At 34.7% G+C, this 22,999-nt stretch carries 17 protein-coding genes and 1 tRNA gene; 4 read left to right on the top strand and 14 right to left on the bottom strand.

Annotated features, from left to right (window positions below):
- Positions 1-3: 3 nt before the first annotated feature.
- From QWY87_RS04285 to QWY87_RS04250, 9 genes are all read right to left on the bottom strand, one after another.
- Positions 4-4,335, bottom strand: a complete 4,332-nt coding sequence (locus QWY87_RS04285) for a CusA/CzcA family heavy metal efflux RND transporter (protein ID WP_290288625.1) — start codon at positions 4,333-4,335, stop codon at positions 4-6.
- Between the two features lie 117 nt (positions 4,336-4,452).
- Positions 4,453-4,764: a DUF6660 family protein gene (locus tag QWY87_RS17850; RefSeq protein WP_353959156.1), complete on the bottom strand. Its 312-nt coding sequence runs from the start codon at positions 4,762-4,764 to the stop codon at positions 4,453-4,455.
- A 304-nt stretch (positions 4,765-5,068) separates the two neighbouring features.
- On the bottom strand, positions 5,069-5,557 hold the full coding sequence (locus QWY87_RS04280) for a heavy-metal-associated domain-containing protein (RefSeq protein WP_290288624.1): 489 nt from the start codon (positions 5,555-5,557) through the stop codon (positions 5,069-5,071).
- A 33-nt stretch (positions 5,558-5,590) separates the two neighbouring features.
- On the bottom strand, positions 5,591-7,363 hold the full coding sequence (locus tag QWY87_RS04275; RefSeq protein WP_290288622.1) for an efflux RND transporter periplasmic adaptor subunit: 1,773 nt from the start codon (positions 7,361-7,363) through the stop codon (positions 5,591-5,593).
- 11 nt (positions 7,364-7,374) lie between these two features.
- Positions 7,375-7,902 carry a hypothetical protein gene (locus QWY87_RS04270; protein WP_290288620.1) on the bottom strand — a complete coding sequence of 176 codons (528 nt, stop codon included), beginning with the start codon at positions 7,900-7,902 and terminating at the stop codon, positions 7,375-7,377.
- A 168-nt stretch (positions 7,903-8,070) separates the two neighbouring features.
- On the bottom strand, positions 8,071-9,306 hold the full coding sequence (locus tag QWY87_RS04265; RefSeq protein ID WP_290288618.1) for a TolC family protein: 1,236 nt from the start codon (positions 9,304-9,306) through the stop codon (positions 8,071-8,073).
- Positions 9,303-13,010 carry an efflux RND transporter permease subunit gene (locus tag QWY87_RS04260; RefSeq protein WP_290288764.1) on the bottom strand — a complete coding sequence of 1,236 codons (3,708 nt, stop codon included), beginning with the start codon at positions 13,008-13,010 and terminating at the stop codon, positions 9,303-9,305. Before QWY87_RS04260 ends, QWY87_RS04265 begins: the two co-directional genes overlap by 4 nt.
- A gap of 107 nt (positions 13,011-13,117) precedes the next feature.
- Positions 13,118-13,531 (bottom strand): HYC_CC_PP family protein, encoded by a 414-nt coding sequence (locus tag QWY87_RS04255; protein ID WP_290288616.1) that lies wholly within the window; start codon positions 13,529-13,531, stop codon positions 13,118-13,120.
- Positions 13,532-13,592: 61 nt separating this feature from the next.
- Entirely contained in the window at positions 13,593-13,904 is a 312-nt protein-coding gene (locus tag QWY87_RS04250) for a hypothetical protein (protein ID WP_290288614.1), read from the bottom strand.
- 474 nt (positions 13,905-14,378) lie between these two features.
- On the opposite strand from QWY87_RS04250, the gene QWY87_RS04245 reads away from it, so the two are divergent.
- The 3 genes from QWY87_RS04245 (at position 14,379) to QWY87_RS04235 (ending at position 16,294) form a co-directional block, all read left to right on the top strand.
- Complete coding sequence (locus QWY87_RS04245) at positions 14,379-14,825, top strand: JAB domain-containing protein (RefSeq protein WP_290288612.1); 447 nt, start codon at positions 14,379-14,381, stop codon at positions 14,823-14,825.
- A 432-nt stretch (positions 14,826-15,257) separates the two neighbouring features.
- Complete coding sequence (locus QWY87_RS04240) at positions 15,258-15,692, top strand: BfmA/BtgA family mobilization protein (RefSeq protein ID WP_290288611.1); 435 nt, start codon at positions 15,258-15,260, stop codon at positions 15,690-15,692.
- Positions 15,692-16,294 (top strand): hypothetical protein, encoded by a 603-nt coding sequence (locus QWY87_RS04235; RefSeq protein WP_290288610.1) that lies wholly within the window; start codon positions 15,692-15,694, stop codon positions 16,292-16,294. The genes QWY87_RS04240 and QWY87_RS04235 overlap by 1 nt, the downstream gene beginning before the upstream one ends.
- Positions 16,295-16,402: 108 nt before the next feature.
- Here QWY87_RS04235 and QWY87_RS04230 read toward each other — a convergent pair whose 3' ends face one another.
- The 5 genes from QWY87_RS04230 to QWY87_RS04210 form a co-directional block, all read right to left on the bottom strand.
- Positions 16,403-17,653 carry a site-specific integrase gene (locus tag QWY87_RS04230; protein ID WP_290288608.1) on the bottom strand — a complete coding sequence of 417 codons (1,251 nt, stop codon included), beginning with the start codon at positions 17,651-17,653 and terminating at the stop codon, positions 16,403-16,405.
- Between the two features lie 233 nt (positions 17,654-17,886).
- A tRNA-Arg gene (locus tag QWY87_RS04225) sits at positions 17,887-17,960 on the bottom strand.
- Entirely contained in the window at positions 17,938-18,204 is a 267-nt protein-coding gene (locus QWY87_RS04220; RefSeq protein WP_290288606.1) for a GIY-YIG nuclease family protein, read from the bottom strand. Before QWY87_RS04220 ends, QWY87_RS04225 begins: the two co-directional genes overlap by 23 nt.
- 121 nt (positions 18,205-18,325) lie before the next feature.
- Complete coding sequence (locus QWY87_RS04215; protein WP_290288605.1) at positions 18,326-18,772, bottom strand: GatB/YqeY domain-containing protein; 447 nt, start codon at positions 18,770-18,772, stop codon at positions 18,326-18,328.
- Between the two features lie 58 nt (positions 18,773-18,830).
- Positions 18,831-19,319, bottom strand: a complete 489-nt coding sequence (locus QWY87_RS04210; RefSeq protein WP_290288604.1) for a regulatory protein RecX — start codon at positions 19,317-19,319, stop codon at positions 18,831-18,833.
- A 69-nt stretch (positions 19,320-19,388) separates the two neighbouring features.
- Here QWY87_RS04210 and QWY87_RS04205 point away from each other — a divergent pair, with 69 nt between their 5' ends.
- Positions 19,389-22,994, top strand: coding sequence for a DUF8693 domain-containing protein (locus tag QWY87_RS04205; RefSeq protein WP_290288603.1), 3,606 nt, complete (start codon positions 19,389-19,391; stop codon positions 22,992-22,994).
- Positions 22,995-22,999: the final 5 nt, after the last annotated feature.

Raw genomic sequence — 22,999 nt, 5'->3', positions numbered from 1 at the left:
GTCTTATTGATTAAAATATTGTAATTGAAATGTGCTTTCTAAATAGTTGATTAATGCGGTTTGGGATTCCAATTCAGATTGAATGGCTTCTTTTATAAGTTGTGTAAAAGTGGTATAATCTATTTCACCTTCTTTATAAGCTAATAAAGCTCCCATTTTTTGTTCTTTGGCTACTAAGAGCACTTCATTTTTATAGAACTCCCATGTTACCTTCCATTTCTTATACTTTTCTTTAGCCTGAATAAATCTCGATTGAACTTCTTGATTTTTGAAAAGTAGACTTGTTTCTACAATCTCCCTATCAATTCTAGCCGTTCTTATTTGAGCTTTATTCGTGCCAGATAGAAATGGAATTGAAATACCTGCTTGATATGTGTAAAATCCAGAATTTCCGTTTACTTCTTGCAATCCACCTTGAAGGTTGAATTTGGGTGTATTTTTTACTCGTGCAGCTTTGTAATTCGCTTCTGCTTCATCTATCAAATTCTGTGATATGCTATACAACGGGTGTTCTTCAATTTTAAGTGTATCATTATTAATTTCCAATTCATCTTTATAATCATCAGAAACTGAAAAAAGCTCATCTGAGACCAACCACAAATTAAATTGTTGCAAAGCAATCACATAATCGCTATACGCTTGAGCCTTTTTACTTTGAACTTGTAAGGCCTGATTTTTGGCTGCCGAATATTCTAATTTGGAAATAGCTTCGACCTCAAAATTTAAAGCCACAGCTTGTTCAAAGTTTGAATAAATGGAATCCAGCTCTTTATACAGTTGGTATTTTCTTTTCATCTGGTAGCAGTAAGCCCAGGCTTTTTTGACTTCCAATTCCAGTTCAAGTTCTGATAATTGATATGCTTTTTGTGCTAATTGTATACGTTGCTCTTGTAATCGTTTTTTTGCACCAATACCAAATATATCTATGTTTGATTGTCCAATACCTATGGTATAAATCCCTATTTCATCATTGATTTCTTCTCCAGCATAAAATAATTGGGTTGTTCCAGCATCGAATGAAGTGGATTTTATTTGTTCCTGTTTTTTAATTTCTAATTGTTTTTGTTTTAAAAGAGGGTAATTGGTTTTTGATAGCTTTACAGCTTCTTCCAATGTTATTTTGGGAAGTGAATCATTTATCTCTTGTGCATTGCTCTGTGAGGAAAAACCAAGTAGCAAAACGAAAACGGCAGTGGCAGTAATGATTCTCTTATTTGGTTTAAACTTAAATGATTTGCTTTCTACCCAATGGTATAAAATTGGTAAAACAAACAAGGTAAGCAGTGTAGAAGTTAACAGTCCACCAATAACTACAGTTGCCAATGGACGTTGAACCTCCGCACCAGCTGATGCTGAAACTGCCATTGGCAAGAAACCAAATATGTCTGTAAATGCTGTTAACATAATTGGTCTAATTCTTCTTTTTGTACCTTCTGTGATTCTGTCTTTTAGATTGGTTACACCTTCATCTTTTAATTCGTTTAAACCACTGATCATTACTAGTCCATTTAAAACAGCAACCCCAAACAGAACAATAAAACCTACGCCAGCTGATATGCTAAATGGCATATCACGTAACCACAATGCCACGACACCACCAATGGTCGCCATGGGAATAGCTATGTAAATCATTAGGGTTTGTGGTAATGATTTTAGAGCGAAGTATATTAGTACGAAGATGAGAAGCAAAGCAATAGGTACAACAGTTTTTAATCGACCACTGGCACGTTCTAAATTTTCAAATGCACCACCATAACGAATAAAATAACCAGATGGTAATTCAAGTTTAGCATCTAATTTTGATTTTATTTCGGTTACTAGTGATTTCACATCTCTTCCTCTTACATTGACCCCGACATAGGTTCTTCTATTGGTATTGTCTCTACTTATTTGCATTGGACCGGCTTTGTAGGTTATCTCAGCTAATTCACGAAGTGGAATTTGAGCTCCTGAAGGTAAATTGATGAACAAATTTTGAACATCTGATATATCGCTTCGATTGTTAGAATTCAACCTTACCACTAAATCAAATCTTTTTTCGCCTTCAAAAATTGTACCTGCTTTTCCACCTGCAAAAGCTGATTGAACTATTTGGTTTAATGTGTTTATATTAACTCCATATTGTGCTAATTTACTTCTGTCATAAGTAATGGTCATTTGCGGTAATCCTGTAGTAGCTTCAGCTTTCATATCGCCAATTCCTTCTGTACCTGCAATAATTTTTGTTATTTCCTCTGCTTTTTGAGATAGCACATTTATATCTTCACCATAGAGCTTTATTGCTATATCTTCTCTAACACCTTCGAGTAATTCATTAAAGCGCATTTCGATAGGTTGGGTAAATTCATAATTAACACCAGGAATGATTTCTACCGCTTCTTTCATTTTATCAATTAATTCATCTTTAGATGCTACTGAAGTCCATTCGCTTTTAGGTTTAAGAATTACAAAAATATCTGCAAGGTCCATGGGCATTGGGTCTGTTGGTATTTCGGCTACACCTATACGACTAACAATTTTTTCTACCTCTGGAAATTTTGCTTTTACTATTCTTTCAATTTTAGTGGTTGTTTCAATGGTTTCAGAAAGTGAACTACCTGGTTTTAAAATTGCGTGAAATGCAATATCGCCTTCATCGAGCTGAGGAATAAACTCGCCACCCATTCTTGTAAACATAAAGGCTGTAATTCCGAATATAATAACTGCTATACCAACTATTAGTTTTCCTTTTTGCAAGGCTTTAACCAACAGCGGTTGGTATTTATTTTCTACCCAATGTACGAATCTATCTCCATAAGATTTTTTTGATGACTTTGGCGCTCTTAAAATTAATGCTGACATCATGGGCACATAGGTAAGGCAGAGTACCATTGCACCAATCATAGCGAAAATAAAGGTTAATGCCATGGGTTTGAACATCTTCCCTTCAATGCCTTGTAATGCCAAAATAGGAAGAAAAACAATGAGGATAATAAGCTGACCGAAAAATGCAGCATTCATCATTTTTTTTGAAGCTTCTGCTACAACTCCATCCCGTTCTTTTGCAGTTAGAATCTTCTTTTTTAATACCTGAGATGATATAAGGAAAACAGTACTTTCAACAATAATTACTGCTCCATCGACAATAATTCCAAAATCTATTGCTCCCAAACTCATTAGATTAGCCCAAACGTCAAAGGCATTCATAAGAATAAATGCAAACAATAAGGATAAGGGAATAGTGGATGCTACTATAAGACCACCTCTCCAATTACCCAATAAGAAAATAAGAACAAAAATGACAATTAATGCTCCTTCAATGAGATTAGTAGCTACCGTTGATGTTGTTTCTCCAATTAACTTGCTTCGGTCTAATAAAGGTTCAACAATAACACCTTCAGGCAACGACTTTTCAATTTGAGCCATTCTTTCCTTAACATTGTCTATAACCTCATTAGAATTTGCCCCTTTAAGCATCATTACTAAACCACCTACAACTTCTCCTTCTCCATCTTGAGTTAAAGCACCATAACGAATAGCAGAACCAAATTGTACCGTAGCTATGTCTCCTATAGTAATTGGAATATTGTTAGTATTTTTTACTAGTATTTTTTTTATATCCGCTAAACTACGCACCAATCCTTCACCACGAATAAAATTGGCTTGATGATTCTTTTCTATATATGCACCACCTGTATTTTGATTATTGACTTCAAGTGCATTAAATATGTCTGTAATTGTTAATCCTATCGCCTTTAATTCGTTTGGGTCAACTGCTACTTCGTATTGTTTAATTTTTCCACCAATAGCATTAACTTCAACAACACCTTCCACCATAGCCATTTGACGTTGAACTATCCAATCTTGCATTGTACGCAAATCTGTGACCGAATACTTGTCTTTAAATTCAGGCTTAACTTTAAGTGTGTATTGGTATATCTCTCCTAAACCAGATGAAATAGGACCCATTGAAGGTTCTCCGAACCCATTGGGAATTTGCTCTTTGATGTCGTTGAGTTTTTCTCCTACTAATTGACGAGGAAGGTAGGTTCCCATATCATCGTCAAAAACAATAGTAACTACTGATAACCCAAAACGAGAAATTGAGCGTATTTCTTGAACATTTGGTAGGTTACTCATCGCAACCTCTATGGGATAAGTTATTATTTGTTCAATATCTTCTGTTCCTAAATTAGGTGCTTGTGTAATGACTTGTACTTGATTGTTTGTAATATCAGGTACAGCATCAATTGGCACTTTGGTCATACTCCAAATACCTGTTCCTAAAATGGTGAGCGTAAGCAAACCAATAATGAATTTGTTATTGATTGAAAAATCAATGATATTATTAATCATAAATAATGTGTTAATTCAGTTAAACTATTCGATAAACACCAATCTAATAGGTGTAAACGAAGTAATAAGAACCAATTTAGGTTCATAAAAGGATGTAATTATCCTATAAAATCTGAATTAAACTTGTGGCGGTTGCCAAATATTGGAATGATAATCAAATCTATACAGAGATTGATATGAAGAAAATATTTCTGTAGAAATTTTTGAGTTAGTTGTGAGATTAAAAGAGCCCAAAGGCTCGTAGGTAATTGACATCCCGCAACAGTTACAAATGCAAGTTACTGGACAAGAATCGTCACTGTCTTCCTGATGGTTGTGATTGCTACTAATTTCCGTTGGATTTTGGTCCTCGAGATTTAGACCGTCAGAACATGGTTTTACTGATAGAATCAGTATAATAATTGCTAATATGAATGTTAGAATTTTCACTCAACAAATATAAAAATTTATTAATGCAATGGTTGTGCGAAAAGTCATTCTAAAACTATTTAGTATCCATATTGAAGTTATTTTTAAATTGTATCATAAATCCTATTGTTATTTATGTCTAATACAGAAGGTTTTAGGTGAATTAGATTAAGGGTTTGATAGGGTAGGGTTATAAATGATATTATGATGACCCTTTTGTCAAAAATTAATCATTTAAAAACCCGAATTAAATTCACCCGGGTTAGTTTTTTCAAATAAACAATATTTGACAATTATTTTTCTATTGATCGTTTAATAAGTTACATCAGTGATCATGGTTTGAATGGTTATCTTTTTCTTCAGATCGATTCATTTTCATCTCATGGTCATATTGGCAACAACTTGCTAAATTTTTGTAGGCTTCTTCATCACCAGAAACTTTTTCAGTATCATATCCTGATTCGGCAATAGCAGTATGAATTGCCATTGCATCGGTTTTAGTATCATCAAAAGACACATCAATTTTCTTTTTATCGACATCCCAATTGGCTTCCGACACTCCTTCAACACTTTTAGCAGCTTTTTCAATTGTCTTTTTGCACATTCCGCAGTTACCTCTAACGCCAAAAGATAATTCTGTCATAGCCATTTCTTTAGACATTTCAGTAGTTGTACTTTCTGTTTCTTTTTTAGTTTCGTTTTTGCAACTTGTTAAACTAATTGCTGCAATTACAGCTACACTTAAAATTACTTTTTTACTCACGTCCATTACATTTTTGTTTTTGTGTTCTTGATTTATCTTTGAAAAATTCATTGTTTAAAATTTAATATTTATACTTGTTTTTATTTATTCTATTACTTGTTTTACTTCACCACAGGTTAGCATTGCCTCGCCAAAATATGGATTGATGACTTTTTCTTCTTCACTCAACCAATATGCACCCTTGTTGTTATCTGCCATGGGGCAAAATTCTACATAGACTTTTTCATTGACACCAAACAATTGAACTGCATTGATTAAGTGTGATGACAAATGCTTGAAATATTCTCTTTGTATTTTTATACCTGACGTTTTAGAAATGGATGTTGCAGATGATTTTATTTCTTTTTCTAATGACATCCAATGGCTATGAGCCTTAATATCCGATAACAATTTCATATCTACCTTGCTCAAATTATTAAGTAAAGTGGTTGCGCTTTCCGAAGTACCTTTTGAATCTTCGTTTACTAAATCATCTTTTAAATTGATATACTCATGCAAAACCGCTTTTAGTTGCTCTTGAAATTTCTCTGATACTATCAAACGTTCATTCATATTGGTATGGTCATTTTCTTTATTGACTGAATTGTTATCCATTCCCAAATGTCCTTCATGACCTGTCACTACTTTCCCTCCTTCCTTATTCATCATAGACTTTTTACCTTGTAATTGTGCTGCTGCATCTACGGTAAAGGTTCCGTTAGTTACAATTTCATTTCCAACAATTAAGCCTTCTAAAACTTCGTATTCATTCCCTATTTGATTGCCTATTTTAATTTCACGCATTTCAAAAACGGGTTGGTCTGGATTTGATTTAAGATAAACTACAGAACGCTCACCTGTCCATAAAACAGCAGTTACAGGAATTGTTAATACTTCGTCATTGTTACTTGTAGAACCTTCAATATTTGCGATTACAAACATTCCTGGTTTAAACCTATCATCCATATTGTTTAGAACCACACGCAAGGTTACGGTTCTTGTTTTGGTGTTTAGAATTGGGTCTATGAAATCAACTTTACCTTTAAATTCCTTGTTAGGATAGGCATTGGTTGTTATCAACACTTCCTGTCCTTTTTTAAAACGATTAATCTGATTTTCATAGACATCAAAATTTCCCCAAACCGTGTTGAGGTTCGCAATATTTAATAAGGGTTGACCTTGTTTGATGTAATCCCCTTGCTCTACCAACTTTTCTGTAACTGTTCCTGAAACGGTTGCATAGAGAGGAAAATTTTCTTGCACTTTTCCCGTTTCTTCAATCTGATTGATTTGAATTTCAGATAGCTTCCATAGCTTCAATTTGTTACGAACTGCTTTGTATAAATCAGGTTGCGATTCTTTTAAAGACCCTGCTGTAATCAATTCTTGTTGTGCTGCATACAGTTCTGGCGAATAAATGGTTGCCAAAAGCTGTCCTTTACGAACTTCTTCGCCTGTAAAACTCACATCCAACCGTTCAATTCTACCAGCAAAGTAACTGACCTGAACTGCATTGGCTTCTTCGTTTTCAGCAATTTTACCAGATAATTTTATGGTATTGCCTTCTACATTTCCTTTACTCACAATGGTTGTTTGAATATTGGCTAAGGCCATTGCATTTTCAGTCAGTTTGAATTGGTCCGCCAACAATACATCACTTCCACCATCAGCAGGAATTAAATCCATACCACAAATGGGACAATCGCCTGGTTCTGGTTGCATAATTTGTGGATGCATAGAGCACGTCCACATTTGATTAGTTTCTACGACTTCATTATGATTATGCTCCGTTTCTTTATTAGGTGAATCGCCAAAAATGACCCACCCTAAGAGTAGCCCTATGACCAATATTCCTATGTAAATTGCGTATTTTTTCATAATTATAATCTTTATTGTCTCATTCCACTAAATATATAATTGTGTATTTCTCCTTCTTCCCTTTGGTTAAAATGATATTCAAAAGTTTCATTTAACATATTGAAACCTCCGAAATGTTTATCCCCTTCCTGATGTTCGTCATTTAGGTGATGCATCCATTCAGTTTCATTATTTCCAATATCATTCATCATGCCTCCATTTATATGTCCTTGACCAAGCATATGACCATACATTTCTTCAAAGTCTTCACCAGTGAAACATACATTGATTCTATCCATATCTTCATAATAATTCAACATAAAAGTCGAATCTAATTCGGAATTGTACAGATGTACCTGAATCATTTGATTTCCAATCTTTGTAATTTCAGCAATAGCATCACCTTTGGTATTCAAAGAAGTTTTACCTAAAACATTAGAAACTGTACCTACATAAGTTCCTTCAATTCGTTTATCAGATGGTAAATCTGAATTGTCACAAGCAGCGAAGGAAAAGAGAGCTAAAATAGCAACCACTGTAATTAATTTAATTTTGTTCATTTTTTTTAATTTTATGCAGGAGCAGAGTTATTCGGCTCCTACTGTTACACTTATTTTTCTTTTTTAGCGTCTTTACAAGACGTTGCAGATAGGCTTTAAAAAACCATAACCATAATTGTTGTTAATCGTAATTTCTTCATTGTTTTTAATTTTAATTTATACTTGTTTTTAGTTACTTAAATAATTGATGATTGTTGTTTGTACATAGTAGGTTTTCACTGATTCTATTTGGTTCATTTGGAACTTTAATTGTAGTTCCTGAATATCCAGAACATCATTAAAATCAATGGTCCCCGTTTCATAGCTTTTGAATATTATTTCTTCTGCGTCAATTGCTTGCTTTAAGTTTTTAGTTTGGGTAGAATAACTTATTCTTGAAGAAATTCTATCGTTTATTGCCTTATCCAAAATCGTTTCTAACGTATTTAAACGCTCTTGTTTTTGCGCCAATATTTCTTGTTCCTGCAACTTGTTTTGTTTTGTTTGCGATTTATATTTTTTGTTGAAAATTGGTATTGTTAATGAAACCATTGGCATCAAAATATCTTTACCATTGTCACTAAAATCCATATCTGGACGTTTCTCTACATTGATATAATCTAACCCAAAACCAATCATAGGGCTGCTTTCTTTTTGGTTTAGCAATTCAGATTGTTCCACTGATAGGTAGAGCTTGTCATATTTCAATAATTCGGGATGTAATGCTAATTTTTCAGAATTGATTTCAAAATCTTCTGATGGTATAGTTAAACCGTCTACTACATTAACCGTTACATCATTTGCTCTATTCAATAGATTATTAAAGTTTGTTTGTTCTGCTAAAAATTGTTGCTTTAAAACATCTTTTAATTGTTGCATTTCGTTCTGACGCATTTGCAATCGCAATACATCTACAGCAGATGCTTTACCAACCTCAACCGATGTTAGTGCCAATGTTTCATAGGTTTCCAATAGTTTTATATTCTCGCTCAACACTTCTTGTTTTGCTTCATTTGTATATAAATTATAATAGGATTGCGATACTGAAGACATTAGTTTTCGTTTGGCAATAACAATGTCTTCGTATTTAGCTTCAGCTAGTGAATTCACATATTTTTCTCTTGAAGTAATTGTACCAAACCATGGCAACATTTGATTAGCCGATATTTTAAACTTTTGCGCACCTGTTCGTGTTTCTGGTTCACTTACAAAATACCCGACAGCAAATGCGGTATTGGGAATATTATTGACCTCGTTTACCTGTTCCGAAGCTCTTTCATATTTCAACTCAAATTTTTGAATTTCTGGATTGTTTGTCAGGGCTACAGCAATAAGTGATTCTAATTGTTGTGCATTTCCTTTGAGAACAAAGAATATAGAACCAAGTATAAAGACTGTTTTTATGTATGATTTTATCTGTTTCATTTTGTAGTTCTTTTAAGTTGAATCTCCGCTTTCCAGCTAAATAATACTGGTACCACAAATAAGGTTATTAAGGCTATGAGCATTCCACCAAAACTCGGTATTGCCATAGGTATCATAATATCGCTTCCTCGTCCTGTTGAGGTTAGTACTGGTAACAATGCCAAAATTGTGGTCGCTGTAGTCATTAAACATGGTCTGATTCGTTTTTCACCCGCTTCTACTATTGATGCTCTTATTTCTTTCCTGTTTTCTGGTGTATTCCTGTCAAAAGTTTGAGTTAAATAGGTTGCCATTACTACACCATCATCTGTTGCAATTCCGAAGAGTGCAATAAATCCAACCCAAACAGCTACACTTAAATTAATTGGGTGCATCTGGAACAAGTCTCGCATATTTTCCCCAAAGAAGTTGAAGTTTAAAAACCAATCTTGACCATAGAGCCAAATCATAATAAAGCCTCCAGCAAAAGCCACAGCTATTCCTGTGAAGACCATTAATGATGTTCCCACTGAGCGAAATTGGAAATACAGTATTAAAAAGATAATTGCCAATGCCAATGGTACGACAACTGATAATGTTTTTTCTGCTCTTAATTGATTTTCGTAGGTTCCTGTGAAGGCATAATTGATTCCTTTTGGAACTATCAATTCACCAGAATTTATTTTTTCTTGAATAAGTGCTTGTGCGTTTTCAACAACACTTACTTCCGCAAATCCATCCAATTTATCAAACAATACATAACCTACTAAAAAAGTATCTTCACTTTTAATGACTTGTGGGCCTTGTTCGTAACGAATGGTTGCCAATTCACTTAAAGGAATCGGACTACCTTTTTCAACTGGCACATAAATCTGTTGTAAGTCTGTTGGGTTTGCTCGCAATTCTCTTGGGTATCGTACTCGAACACCATATCGCTCACGACCTTCAACTGTTTGTGTTAATACCATACCACCAACAGCGATTTTTAACACGTCTTGTACATCCTGTATAGAAATACCATATCGAGCTATTTTATCTCTGTCTATATCAATAAGTAAATATGGTTTACCAACAATTCTGTCAGCGAATACGGCTTCCTTTTTAACACCTTCGGCACGCTTAATGATGTTTTCTAATCGCACCCCAAACGCTTCAATTTGCTTTAAGTCTTGGCCTTTTACCTTAATTCCCATTGGTGCACGCATTCCAGTTTGAAGCATCACTAATCGGGTTTCAATGGGTTGTAGCTTTGGTGCGGATGTTACACCTGGTAATTTTGTAACCCTTATTATTTCATTCCAAATATCATCTGGTGATTGTATTTCTGGTCTCCAGTTGCGATAGTACTCACCATCATTATCTTCAATTAATAGAGACCTTTTAACTGTGCTAAAGCTGACATTTTCGGAATTATTAGGATTCGAAATAAAACGACCATCCTTTAGTTCAAATAAGCCTTCATCATTTACTTTGTAGTGTTGGCGTTTTCCGTTACCATTCAGCATATATTCGGGTTTATACTGAATCATATTTTCATACATTGACATTGGTGCTGGGTCTAAAGCGGATTCTGTACGACCTGCTTTTCCTACAACGGTTTCAATCTCTGGAATACTGGCAACAGCCATATCTAATTGCTGCAATACACGCTTATTTTCTTCTACACCAGAATGTGGCATTGAGGTTGGCATTAAGAGAAATGAGCCTTCATTTAATGATGGCATAAACTCTTTACCTGTGTTCTTCATAATGAAAAACCCTGCTATTACAATAGCTGTTGGTAGGGATAAAAACAACAGTTTGTTATCTAAACACCACCTTAAAATACGTGTGTAGTTTTTTATAAATAATGAGAAAACGCCTAATAAGCCAAAGCAAATTACACTTACAAAAATGAGATTCCAGAAGATACTTTTGTCAACCCCTAACGGTCTCCAATATTCGGCTAACAAGAATACTATAGCCGATACTGAAATGATTATATTGATAAGATTAGCTTGTTTTTCTGAGAGTATCTCTTGTTGCTTAATAAGTGCAACGATTCCAAAACCTACCAATATTAACCCTAACCAATAACCATAAATTATTGCTGCAATACCTAATGCTATTAAAACCCCATTTAAAACATATTTAAAATTGGTATTAATGCTTTTCTTTCTGAATAAAATAGCGGCAAACGGTGGTATTAAGAATAAGGCCACAATAATAGACGCTGTTAACGCGAAAGTTTTCGTAAAGGCTAATGGTCTGAATAGTTTTCCTTCTGCACCAATCATTGTAAATACGGGAATGAAACTAATAATAGTGGTCATTACTGCGGTTACGATTGCACCAGACACCTCAGCTGTTGCGTTATAAACTACTGTATTAATAGATTGTGAACCATTATCTTCATCCAAATGCCTTATAATATTTTCTGATAGTATCACCCCTACATCGACCATGGTACCAATAGCAATAGCAATACCAGATAGCGCTACTATGTTTGCATCCACACCAAAGAGTTTCATTGCGATAAAAACCATTAAAACCGCCACAGGCAATAAGCCAGAAATTAATACTGAAGCTCGAAGATTAAAGACCATAATGATAATGACCAGAATGGTTATGAGGATTTCTAAAGTCAATGCTTCGTTAAGTGTGCCTAATGTTTCTTGAATTAATTCTGTTCTATCATAAAAGGGCACTATTGTCACTTGTGATGTCCTGCCATCCGCTAACACTTTTGAGGGCAAACCAGCACTTAACTCATTAATTTTCTCTTTTACGTTATTGATGACTTCCATTGGATTAGCCCCATATCTTGCTACCACAACAGCTCCAACAACTTCCGCACCTTCTTTATCCAATAATCCCCGTCTAGTTGCTGGACCTAATGAGACTTTTCCAATATCTTTTATTTTGATTGATGTATAATCTTCGGAAGTGACTACTGCATTTTCTATATCTTCAATAGACTTCACATAGCCTAAACCACGGACTAAGTATTCTGCATTATTGATTTCAATGGTTTGTGCACCAATATCTTTGTTACTCTCCTTGACGGCTTTTACAACATGATGTAATCCAATATTGTATTGACGCATTAATTCTGGATTTACATCCACTTGGTATTCTTGGACATAACCACCTATTGAAGCAACTTCAGACACACCACTTGCAGAGGATAGGGCATATTTTACATAGTAGTCTTGAATACTGCGCAACTCTTGTAAATCCCAGCCACCAGTAACGTTACCGTTTTCATCACGACCTTCTAAATTGTACCAAAATATTTGCCCTAATCCTGTGGCATCTGGACCTAAAGCAGGATTAACTCCTTCGGGTAGTAAACCACTTGGTAAGGAATTGAGTTTTTCGAGAATACGACTTCTGCTCCAGTAAAATTCTATGTCTTCTTCAAAAATAATATAGATACTTGAAAAGCCAAACATAGAAGAACTACGAATGGTTTTTACTCCAGGAATCCCTAATAAGGATGTAGTTAATGGGTATGTTATTTGGTCTTCTATATCTTGTGGTGAACGACCATCCCATTTAGTAAATACAATTTGTTGATTTTCACCAATATCTGGTATAGCATCAACGGCAACTGGGTTACTTGGTAAAAATCCAGTATTCCAATTAAAAGGAGCATTAACGGTTCCCCATCCTATGAATAGAACAAGCATTAATACAGCAACGAGTTTGTTTTCTATAAGAAATTTTATGCTTTTATTTAGCATTATTTTGATTATTAAACAGTTAGACATTAGTGTTAAGAAAACACTGAATACGGCAAATTATCCTAACAACATGAAGTTATTGGATAACATAGTCTAAAGTTTAAAAATCAAATTAGATAAGTCTCGTCAATCTTGTAGAGTTGTCTTATGACGAGTGGCGGCCTATATTCTTCGTAAGAAGATACATTATTTTCTAAGCCTTCAAAAAGGTTAAGATAAGTATAAACAAATGAAGCTATAAATATTTGTTGCTCAAAAGAAATCTTGTCAACTTGTAATTGAAGTTCGTCCTGACCATTAATTACTAATTGTTCATCACTACAACAATTCTTTTTTGCAATGTCACAACCTTCGGATGATGGTTGGTCCATTTCCATTCCACAGCCTTCTGCTTTATGGAAAATAGCAGTTTCTGCCAAAGCATCACCACAATAATGCATATTAACAGTGAATGACATTGTAGAAAATAACACTACAAAAGCCATTAACAAAGACATTATTTTATGGAAAACTTTTTTCATTCTAAATGCAAAGGTATAAATTTTTGTAACTATCTATAATGTTTAACGGAAGTTTAACCATTTAATTATGAGTAATATTAATGTTTTCGCTTAGAATAGCCTCTAAATTTGATGATATTTTATAGTCACTCAACATTTCTCCTGTTGAGTTGTTCATCCAGTTTGACGCTTCAATGTTATATTCCCATTCTTTATATTTTGTTAATAGTTTCGTAGGAGTTCGCTCATGTTTTTTTTCTTCTGGAAGATTAAAACCAAAGCGATCAAATATGCGTTTTCCCTTCATTGCGTAGAGAATTGTACCCAGAGCCTTTAAATAAACATATGATGTATCCGTTTCTTTCACTTTTTTAATTGAAATCTGGTTTGACAAAACCTTAGTACCATATTTGATTATCTCAATTAATCCATTTTCTAGTTATGCTTCCCCATAATCTTGTGCAATTTGGTTTGGGTTGAGCAGCATAACTTGTATTATCGTACTCCAGAATTTACAACATCACATGATTTACTATTAGGAAAGGTTAAAGGCTTTGACATGTATATCCATTATTTGCAAAAAAAGTGCTTTTACTCTTCTCAACAATCTCAATCATAATAACATTGTAAACAAATAATGATCGGTCTATTGCCAAATTTGATTATAATTATTCTTCCTGAAACGACTTCTTAGATCTTAGTTAACTCTTTATCTAAAAAGTACCTTAGATTATTCATAGTTTACTTTTTTGATGACAAAATTGGGATGTAATTTCCATACACCAAATATAAAATTTGGTTAAATGGAAAGTTAACATCCCTTTTGAATTTGTATCAAAAAAGTTTAACTATTTAACAAATAATATTTATGGGTTGTGTTAGTGAAATAAAGATTAGTTACAAAAACAGAGTTACCTCCTCGAATCTTACTAAAATTAGTGCTTCATCTGATGCGGCAAAGATCCTATTTGAAACCTGGGATAATGATACGATTGAACTTCATGAGTCCTTTAAAATTATGCTACTCAATAATTCCAATATAGTTAAAGGAATATATGAAATTTCTTCCGGTGGAATTACAGGTACTTTAGTAGATATTAGAATCATATTCGCAGTTGTGCTAAAGTCCCTTTCCACTGCCATCATTTTAGCTCATAATCACCCCTCTGGAAACTTAAAACCAAGTGATTCCGACAAAAGATTGACCTCTAAAATTAAACAAGCTTCCGAATTATTAGATATCAAACTTCTAGATCATTTGATCATTACTCCAAGCCAAGAATATTTCAGTTTTGCTGACGATGGTATTATATAATACAGTTTGATTTGTTTTGATATTACATGGTTTTTTAATGCCAACAAATCTATTTTTCGGATTATTATATCAATATTTAATAGTATTTTTATCATACAGATATTGACTTTCTATATCAAGTTTAGCTTTTTTTATAAACAGACTTTCGCTATAAGCTAAACTTTTCAATCAACCATTAATTGGAATTTATCATTGTAATAAGGCAAATAGGTTTCCTATTTGTTTGATGTTTTTTTCTCGCGAAGCGAGATTAAAATGAAAAGCAAGAGGGTAACACGCTACGCTATGTTACTTTTATTCGATTTTACTATAAACCTAGTGTTTATAAGGCTTAGCGTGTTTTCTAGGCTTTTTGAAATTTAGCTATAAACACAATTTATTACTAAAAACATTCAAGAACCGCCGTAATCAGGCATTTTAATTACTAAAAACATGGATAAAGGATTTGAAAAAGAAGTATTTGAGACACTAAAAATTAAGAGGTCTGTGGCTAATGAGTTTAGAAGATTTAGTAAAATGCTCTCGAAATCTCAATCGATGACTTTGCTCTTAATGCTGGATTTTTTTAAAGAAAACGGAATTTCCCCAACTGAGTGTTTAGGGCCTCGAATGGAAACCTTAGAAAATAGAATTTCTATCCTGATCAAAAAACGAATGAATGGAATGATTGCAATTATGAAAGATATTGAAAAAACACAGACTAAGCCTACAGCGGCAATGCTCTATTCCCTTTTTGAACAGAATGATCCAAAAAAAGAAAAACCTCTTCTTTTAGAAAAGAAACGATTTGACAATCGTGAGCTACAATCAAACCCTCAAGTTAAATTCAGGGGAAAACGATGCAATCATGACAAGCCTGAGAACTAATGGATAAGGTCAACTATATCGTTCATTTAAACACCGTATTGGAGAGCTTTAATAACGATGAGCATATTAGGCAAGGGCACATTGCCCTATACATGGCGCTTTTCCAGAAATGGAACAGATCGTTCTTTAAAAAGATGTTCATGATCAACCGAAATGAGATCATGGATATGGCAAAGTTCAAATCAAAGACGACCTATCACAACCATATCCGAGATCTACATAATTGGGGTTATCTGGAGTACCATCCGTCCTTCAGTCCGAAAAGAGGTTCAAGAATCAACATGTCCAAATATGGTACAAGCATTGAACAAGCCGTGTATCCTACCTTACCAGAATCTGGTCAGCAGAGTCCCAAAACCACGCCAAAAATTGGTACCTTCTTTAAAACTAAAAACAATAAAAAACTATATAAACTGACCAAGCCAAAAAATGAACAGGTTGTGATTAATTTTTTTAATAAAAATGGATGGCCAGAAATTGAAGGAATCAAATTTCATGCATTCTTAAAATCCAAAAACTATCAAATTGAAAATGGATCAAAAATCAACGATTGGAAAATGGCTGCACTAAAGTTTTCGAAAAATGATTTCCAGAAAATTTAAACTATGTCTTGCAGGCCATTTTCTGGCCATATAAATAATTTGTAAAAACTTGATTCCAAAAAAGAGCTGTCAGATAAGTATTAAATAAATTTTAAAGGCTTAGTTGTGTTAGTTTACTTTGTTCAATGACACAGTATCGGTTTCAAGTTTCATTTTCAAAAGTTGCATATCTTCACTCACTTTTCTTTCTATTACACGAGCATATATCTGTGTTGAAGCAATTTTTGAATGCCCTAAAAGTTTTGAAACTGTCTCTATAGGCACTCCATTACTTAAAGTGACCGTTGTGGCAAAGGTGTGTCGAGCCATATGAAAAGTCAGGTTCTTTTTCAATCCAACCGCTTCTGCAATTTCTTTAAGATATAAATTTACTTTTTCATTGGTAATCACAGGAAATAATGTTCCAGATATTTGTGTCATTGGGTGATTCTTATACTTATTAAGAAGCTCTTGTGCCTTCTGCAGAAGAGGCACTTTTACAGGTGATTTGGTTTTTTGTCGATTGGTAAATATCCAATCGTTACCATCTATTCCCTTTAAAATATTATCTCTATTGAGGTTCATTATATCAGAATAGGCTATACCCGTATAACAACTAAATACAAACAGGTCTCTAACTCTTTCTAAACGTTCAATAGGAAAATAGTAAGTTTCGATATTTGAAAGCTCATTATCTGTTAAATAGGGTCTTTCTCTTTTTTCATAGGTAGGTTTCCATCGAGAAAAAGGATCTCTTTCCATCCACTCTATATGATACCCCAGAGTTACTATTTTCCGAAACCTTTGAATATGTTTCATTACAGTGTTATTGCTCATAGCCTTAGGATGACCTTTTGGCCAATAGCTGTGGAGGAAACTTTCGAAATCGCAAATAAATTTATAATCCAATTCCTTTAAGTAAACATCCGATGTGTTCAGCACATTACTAACATACTTACTTATATAACCTTGAGTTACCCCAAAATTTCTTAGCGTGCCAATAGCTAAGGTTGTTTCAGTCTTTTTTGTGTGGTATTCCAGAAGATCTTGAAGGGTCTTAGAGTTATCTCCATCTTCTAAATATTGGGCTTTAATTAACTCGGCGGTAATTAGTTTTCCGCTTAACTTAAGGTTTTTGAAACATTGAAAAAGCTGAGAGTGAACCTGGTCTAAATATTGGTTGAGAGCTCTTGAAATTTCCCCATTACCTTTAGCCCTTTGTCTTTTAGCATCCCAAGTTCGAACATCTACTTTATGTTTTAAGCTAATGTTTGCTCTTTTTCCGTTTACCGTAACTCTGGCGTAAATACTAGTTTGATTGTTCTTGACACGTGTGCTGTATATCCAAAATAGGATAGAAAATGTTGATGAAGTACGCATTATTTTCGTCTTTTAAATTAAACATTCATTTAGACGAAAGTCAATTCACAATACTGAGAATCGTAAATAAAAATACACTAAATCGTCAACATTGTTGACAGTCTTAAAAAATGTTGACGATCTGTGACCTTTTAATATCAAATAACATCATTTAATATGAAAGTCCGAAAACAATAAAACCGTGTAAATCATAGGATTTGCACGGTTTTCAAACTCATTGGGAGTTTTAAAAGTGACCCCGACAGGATTCAAACCTGTAACCCTCAGAGCCGAAATCTGATGCGCTATTCAGTTGCGCCACGGGGCCAATTTTCATCAAGAATGGATTTTATAAATTCTCTGCCGATTCCTGATTTTAAATATTTTTCTCTTTTTCGTGCTTCTATTCTGCTATTAAACTGTTCCAAATGTACTAATCTCCATGGAACATATGCTTTTGTTGATTTATTCTCTTTTTTATTATGTTGCTTTAACCTCTTCTCAACATCTTTTGTCATTCCAGTATAGGTTCTGTCAAACTCTTCGCTGTAAAGCACATATGTAAATATCATCTTTAATCCTTAAACCGAAACCTGCCTGCCGGCAGGCAGGTCTGATGCGCTATTCAATTGCGCCCTGCCTGCCGGCAGGCGGGCACGGGGCCATAATATTATTCGTAATGTTTTTTAATATTTAACTCAATAATTGTTTAACAACCATTGATATTGCTTTTCCATCAGCCTTTCCGCCAAGTTGTTTTGAGGCCATTCCCATAACCTTACCCATATCCTTCATAGTGCTTGCTCCAGTTTGACTAATGATGGCTTCAATGGCTGTTTTTAATTCTTCCTCTCCCATTTGGGCAGGAAGAAATTGTTCTAAAACCTTAGCTTGAGCTATTTCTGGATCAGCAAGGTCATTTCTGTCTTGTTCTTGAAATATGGCTGCACTGTCTTTTCTTTGCTTCACTAATTTTTGGACTATCTTGATTTCGTCCTCTTCACTTAGTTCAACATTGCTGCCACTGGTATTGGCCATTAGGAATGCTGATTTCAATGCTCTCAATGATTCCAGCGCTACTGTATCTTTCGATTTCATAGCTGCTTTCATCTGCTCCATTACTTGACTTTGTACACTCATAATCTAAAATTTTAGGGGAACAAATATACTAAAAACAATCAGGCTATTTTCTTTCATATCACGAATTATTTTCCTTTTCTAATTCTCTTAAAACTTCATATACTTTATTACTTTCAAACCCCTTTCTCAAAAGAAAATCTGCTACTTTTTTACGTTTTTTAAAAACGTTTGGTTCACGAACACTGTCGAAACGTTTTTTGCTCACTTCTTCAAAAACCTTTTCATATTCCTCTTGAGATATCTCGCTCAAACCTGCTTTAATATTATAGGCAGAAATATCCCTTTGTTTCAATTCCATCTCAATGCGTCTTCGCCCCCATTGTTTAATCCTGAACTTCCCGCGAGCAAAACTCCTGGAAAATCTTTCCTCATTCAAAAAATCATGTTCCATCAAATGCAACAATATTAAATCACATGCCTGCGGAATCATATTCATTTGCCTTAATTTCTTTTCAATCTCCTGATGACAACGATCCTGGTAAACGCAATATCGTTCCATCGAGCGTTTTGCCTCTTCAAGTGTATATGTTGACTTTTTTTGTTGCATGTAATAAAATAAATAGCATCCCAAATGTACTCTCATCAAATATTTTTTCCAAGACTAATCTGCTTAAACATGCTGAGATACTATTTATGCCTTTATCTGCTCTTCTATCTGATTCAAATCTATTCGCAAACTTCTGTGGTTTATAAACAAGGTTTTGAAACCTCAGGAGATAACTGGGCAATTGAAAACTTATCCACCCCTCCATGCACCAATGGAGATGATACCTGGAACTATCGCAATACACTTGATAGTATATTACCGGCTGAAGGGGAATCATTCTGGGGAATTCAAGACCTCAACGGAAACTGCGGTTCATCTGACTTTGAATATCTGGATTTTAAAACCATTGACATTTCGACTTTAAGAGACGTACAACTTTCATTTCAAGTTCAGGTAATAGGCTTTGACAATGGCGATGACATGAAATACCAACTCTGGCTTGATGGAATTAGTCAAGAAGAAATAGTGTTTATCGAAGGTCAAAATGATTTTAGTACCGATTCATGGTTGACAGTTTCGATGTCAATTCCCAATCAAGTAACCGAGCTCAAACTCAGAATCAGCATAAAACAAAATGGATCTGATACAGCTGGCCTTGATAATTTCTTAGTCACGGGTGAAGCCATTGCACCTTGTAAAGAGCTTATGATTTCAGAATATGTTGAAGGACTATCTTCTTCGAGTCATCGAAACAATTATATTGAACTTTACAATCCTACGAACGAAACAGTTGACCTTAGTTTATACAAACTTTTGAAATTCACGGGTAGCAATACCGAAGCTTCGGAACTACAACTATCGGGTGAGATTGCTCCGTATAAAACGTTTCTAATAGACGATCAAAATGAAATACTAGGTATTGAAGCCGATTTGAGCACCAACAATTCAGTGATGGATTATAACGGCGATGATAAGATAGCCTTGCAAAAGGCTGATAAAATCATCGAGTTAATAGGCAAAATTGGAACATCAGATTCCTTTGCAAAGGATCTCTGTCTTCGAAGGAAAAGTTTAATCCAAAATCCCAATAATCAGTTTGACCTCAATGAATGGGATGTCTACGGCCTTGAGAATACCGCCAATCTGAATCTTCATGCCAGCCAATGTGAAGGAGACCTTCCGGAAATCGAAGTCACAGGTTTAACACAAATTATACCCGACGGGAGCGAAAAAACGTCTTTAATTAACAATACCTATTTTGGGAACTGGCCTGCTTCAAAAGACACTTTGATTAGCAGATCTTTTACTATAAGAAATACGGGGACGAGTAAATTAGATATCAAAGACATTCTAATATCTGGTGAGTCTGCTTCGAAATTCTCACATGATTTTCACAAAACATTCTCAATACAGCCAAAAGATAGCCTTAGTCTAAAACTATTTTACACACCAGACTCCCCTTCTCTTCATATAGCTAGGATAGAAATTTTAAATAATGATCCTTCTGAAAACCCATTTAGTTTTGTCATTCAAGGGGAAGGAACTGGCCCTACAAACCATCCATTAATCATCTCTCAATATTATGAAGGCAATGCCAATAACAAATGGATAGAAATCACGAATTCTACTAACCAAAGAAGCCCAGAAAACGGCTATTACCTGGCACTGTATCGAAATGATGACACAAAGGAGCCTGTCGGATTAAAACCTTATAGAAAAGTGCTTATTCCAGCTCTTGAGCCAAATCAAACTATAAAATTTTGTGCAACACTAAATGTAACTGCGCCGGACTACGCTCTTGATGGTTCTGAGCTAAAATCAGCAGTTTGTGGTTTCACCGGTGATGACATCCTCATTATTTCGACCTCAGGAGAAACATCATGCTGGGCTGACCGAACCGATGTAGTAGGTAGATCAGGAGATTGGGGAAGTAACCTTAGTTTGGTAAGAAAATATGGCTGTTCTGCGGCTACTCCCAATACAGGTTTTAATGAAAATGATTGGATAGCGTATTCCATCGATGAAATCGACTTTGCCAGTGCTGGTTCTAATGAGCGGTTGGGCCTTCATAATTCAGGTTCCACAACCTGGAATCAAGGTGCATGGTCAAATGGAATTCCAGACATCAATAGACAAGCCATTATTGCAGCTAATTATACAACAAATATGCAGGGAAATATAGAGGCCTGCTCCTTGCATATTCTGGGTGATGCCAGTTTAATTATCAACGCAAATAAAAAAGTACAGATAAAAAAAAATCTCCTTTTGGATGGCATCCTGGAGGTAGAAAATGAAGGTTCACTTCTAATGATAGAAGACTCAGGTAATATTGAAAATAATGGAATACTCAGAATTCATAAAACAACAACGGCGCTTAATCCTTTAGACTATACTTATTGGTCTAGCCCAGTTAAAAATGCAAGATTAGAAACTGTATTTGAGCAGTCTCCTCAAGACTCATTTTTCATCCTTTCAACCCTTGATTATGAAGATATAAACAATGATAACATTGACGATAATAACGATGCTTGGGTAGGTGTTTCAGGAGAAATGGAAGTAGGGAGGGGCTATACTTCCATGGCTCCTAGCACCGTCCCATTTTTAAAGCATCAAGAAGTCGTTTTTGAAGGAGAAGTGAATTCAGGGGCTATACAGATTCCGATCCTAAAACAAAGCCAAACTGCAACTGAGCAACGGGCCTGGAATTTTATTGGCAACCCTTATCCATCAGCCATAAATGCGGAAGCTTTACTGAATCATCCGATGAATAAAGATTTACTACATGGCACCTTCTATTTCTGGACACATGCTACAAAGGCTGTCACAGACGGATCTCTTGGTGATCAGCACTATACCTCAAGTGACTACGCCATGTATACGGTTGGAATCGGAGGGGTAAAAGCGCATGGCGAAGGTCAGGAACCAACAAAATATATAGGTAGCTGTCAAGGTTTTTTTGTTGAAGCACAAAAGGAAGGCCTTTTACACTTGAATAATGCCATGAGAACTGCCAATGACAGTGCAACATTTTTCAGACCTGTAAGAAACGAGAACAAACAAGAAAATAAAATATGGATCAATCTAACTGATAGTAAAGGGGCCTTTAGCCAGATATTAATCGGCTTTATCAATGGAGCAACTACAGGATATGACAAAAAATTTGATGGAACCCGATTTTTGAACGATCATAATCTTAATCTCTATTCCATGCTCGCGCAGCATCGACTTGGTATTCAGGGTTTACCTCCTTTTCAAAGTGATGAAACTATTCAATTAGGATTGATATCGAATAACTCTGAGAGGGGTAAGCTACAAATAAGCATAGATCATATTGCTGGAAGCATATCAAACTCTAAGATAATGCTGACCGATAAATTATTAGGAATAAGGCATGACCTCAAACTTGGGCCTTATGATTTTGAATCTACTGAATCAGGCCCTATAGAGAACAGGTTTGAACTTGATTTTAGTGATCTTCAAGAAGAAACATCTAAACCCGAACTAACAAAAATAAAATGGAATCTAATGGATAATGTTCTTAAGGTGAATACCAATAAAATGGACACTATTAGTCGACTCGAAATATTTGACTTGAATGGTCGTAAACTGAGAGATATCAATTCAAATAAGACCATAGTTGAAGTTAATTCGCATGGTTTGCCTAGAAGGGCAATTTATATTCTAAAAGTACAGCTAAGTGATTCCAGGAAATTCATTTCAAAAATACTGATGTAGGGCCA

Source organism: Lutimonas halocynthiae (assembly GCF_030409835.1).
Classification (GTDB): Bacteria; Bacteroidota; Bacteroidia; order Flavobacteriales; family Flavobacteriaceae; genus Lutimonas; species Lutimonas halocynthiae.
This window is presented reverse-complemented; position numbering and strand designations above follow the sequence as displayed.

Coding starts and splice junctions, on each gene's coding strand:
- QWY87_RS04285 (WP_290288625.1), bottom strand. CDS start 4,335: ATGATTAATAATATCATTGATTTTTCAATCAATAACAAATTCATTATT.
- QWY87_RS04280 (WP_290288624.1), bottom strand. CDS start 5,557: ATGAATTTTTCAAAGATAAATCAAGAACACAAAAACAAAAATGTAATG.
- QWY87_RS04275 (WP_290288622.1), bottom strand. CDS start 7,363: ATGAAAAAATACGCAATTTACATAGGAATATTGGTCATAGGGCTACTC.
- QWY87_RS04270 (WP_290288620.1), bottom strand. CDS start 7,902: ATGAACAAAATTAAATTAATTACAGTGGTTGCTATTTTAGCTCTCTTT.
- QWY87_RS04265 (WP_290288618.1), bottom strand. CDS start 9,306: ATGAAACAGATAAAATCATACATAAAAACAGTCTTTATACTTGGTTCT.
- QWY87_RS04260 (WP_290288764.1), bottom strand. CDS start 13,010: ATGCTAAATAAAAGCATAAAATTTCTTATAGAAAACAAACTCGTTGCT.
- QWY87_RS04255 (WP_290288616.1), bottom strand. CDS start 13,531: ATGAAAAAAGTTTTCCATAAAATAATGTCTTTGTTAATGGCTTTTGTA.
- QWY87_RS04245 (WP_290288612.1), top strand. CDS start 14,379: ATGGGTTGTGTTAGTGAAATAAAGATTAGTTACAAAAACAGAGTTACC.
- QWY87_RS04240 (WP_290288611.1), top strand. CDS start 15,258: ATGGATAAAGGATTTGAAAAAGAAGTATTTGAGACACTAAAAATTAAG.
- QWY87_RS04235 (WP_290288610.1), top strand. CDS start 15,692: ATGGATAAGGTCAACTATATCGTTCATTTAAACACCGTATTGGAGAGC.
- QWY87_RS04230 (WP_290288608.1), bottom strand. CDS start 17,653: ATGCGTACTTCATCAACATTTTCTATCCTATTTTGGATATACAGCACA.
- QWY87_RS04220 (WP_290288606.1), bottom strand. CDS start 18,204: ATGATATTTACATATGTGCTTTACAGCGAAGAGTTTGACAGAACCTAT.
- QWY87_RS04215 (WP_290288605.1), bottom strand. CDS start 18,772: ATGAGTGTACAAAGTCAAGTAATGGAGCAGATGAAAGCAGCTATGAAA.
- QWY87_RS04210 (WP_290288604.1), bottom strand. CDS start 19,319: ATGCAACAAAAAAAGTCAACATATACACTTGAAGAGGCAAAACGCTCG.
- QWY87_RS04205 (WP_290288603.1), top strand. CDS start 19,389: ATGCTGAGATACTATTTATGCCTTTATCTGCTCTTCTATCTGATTCAA.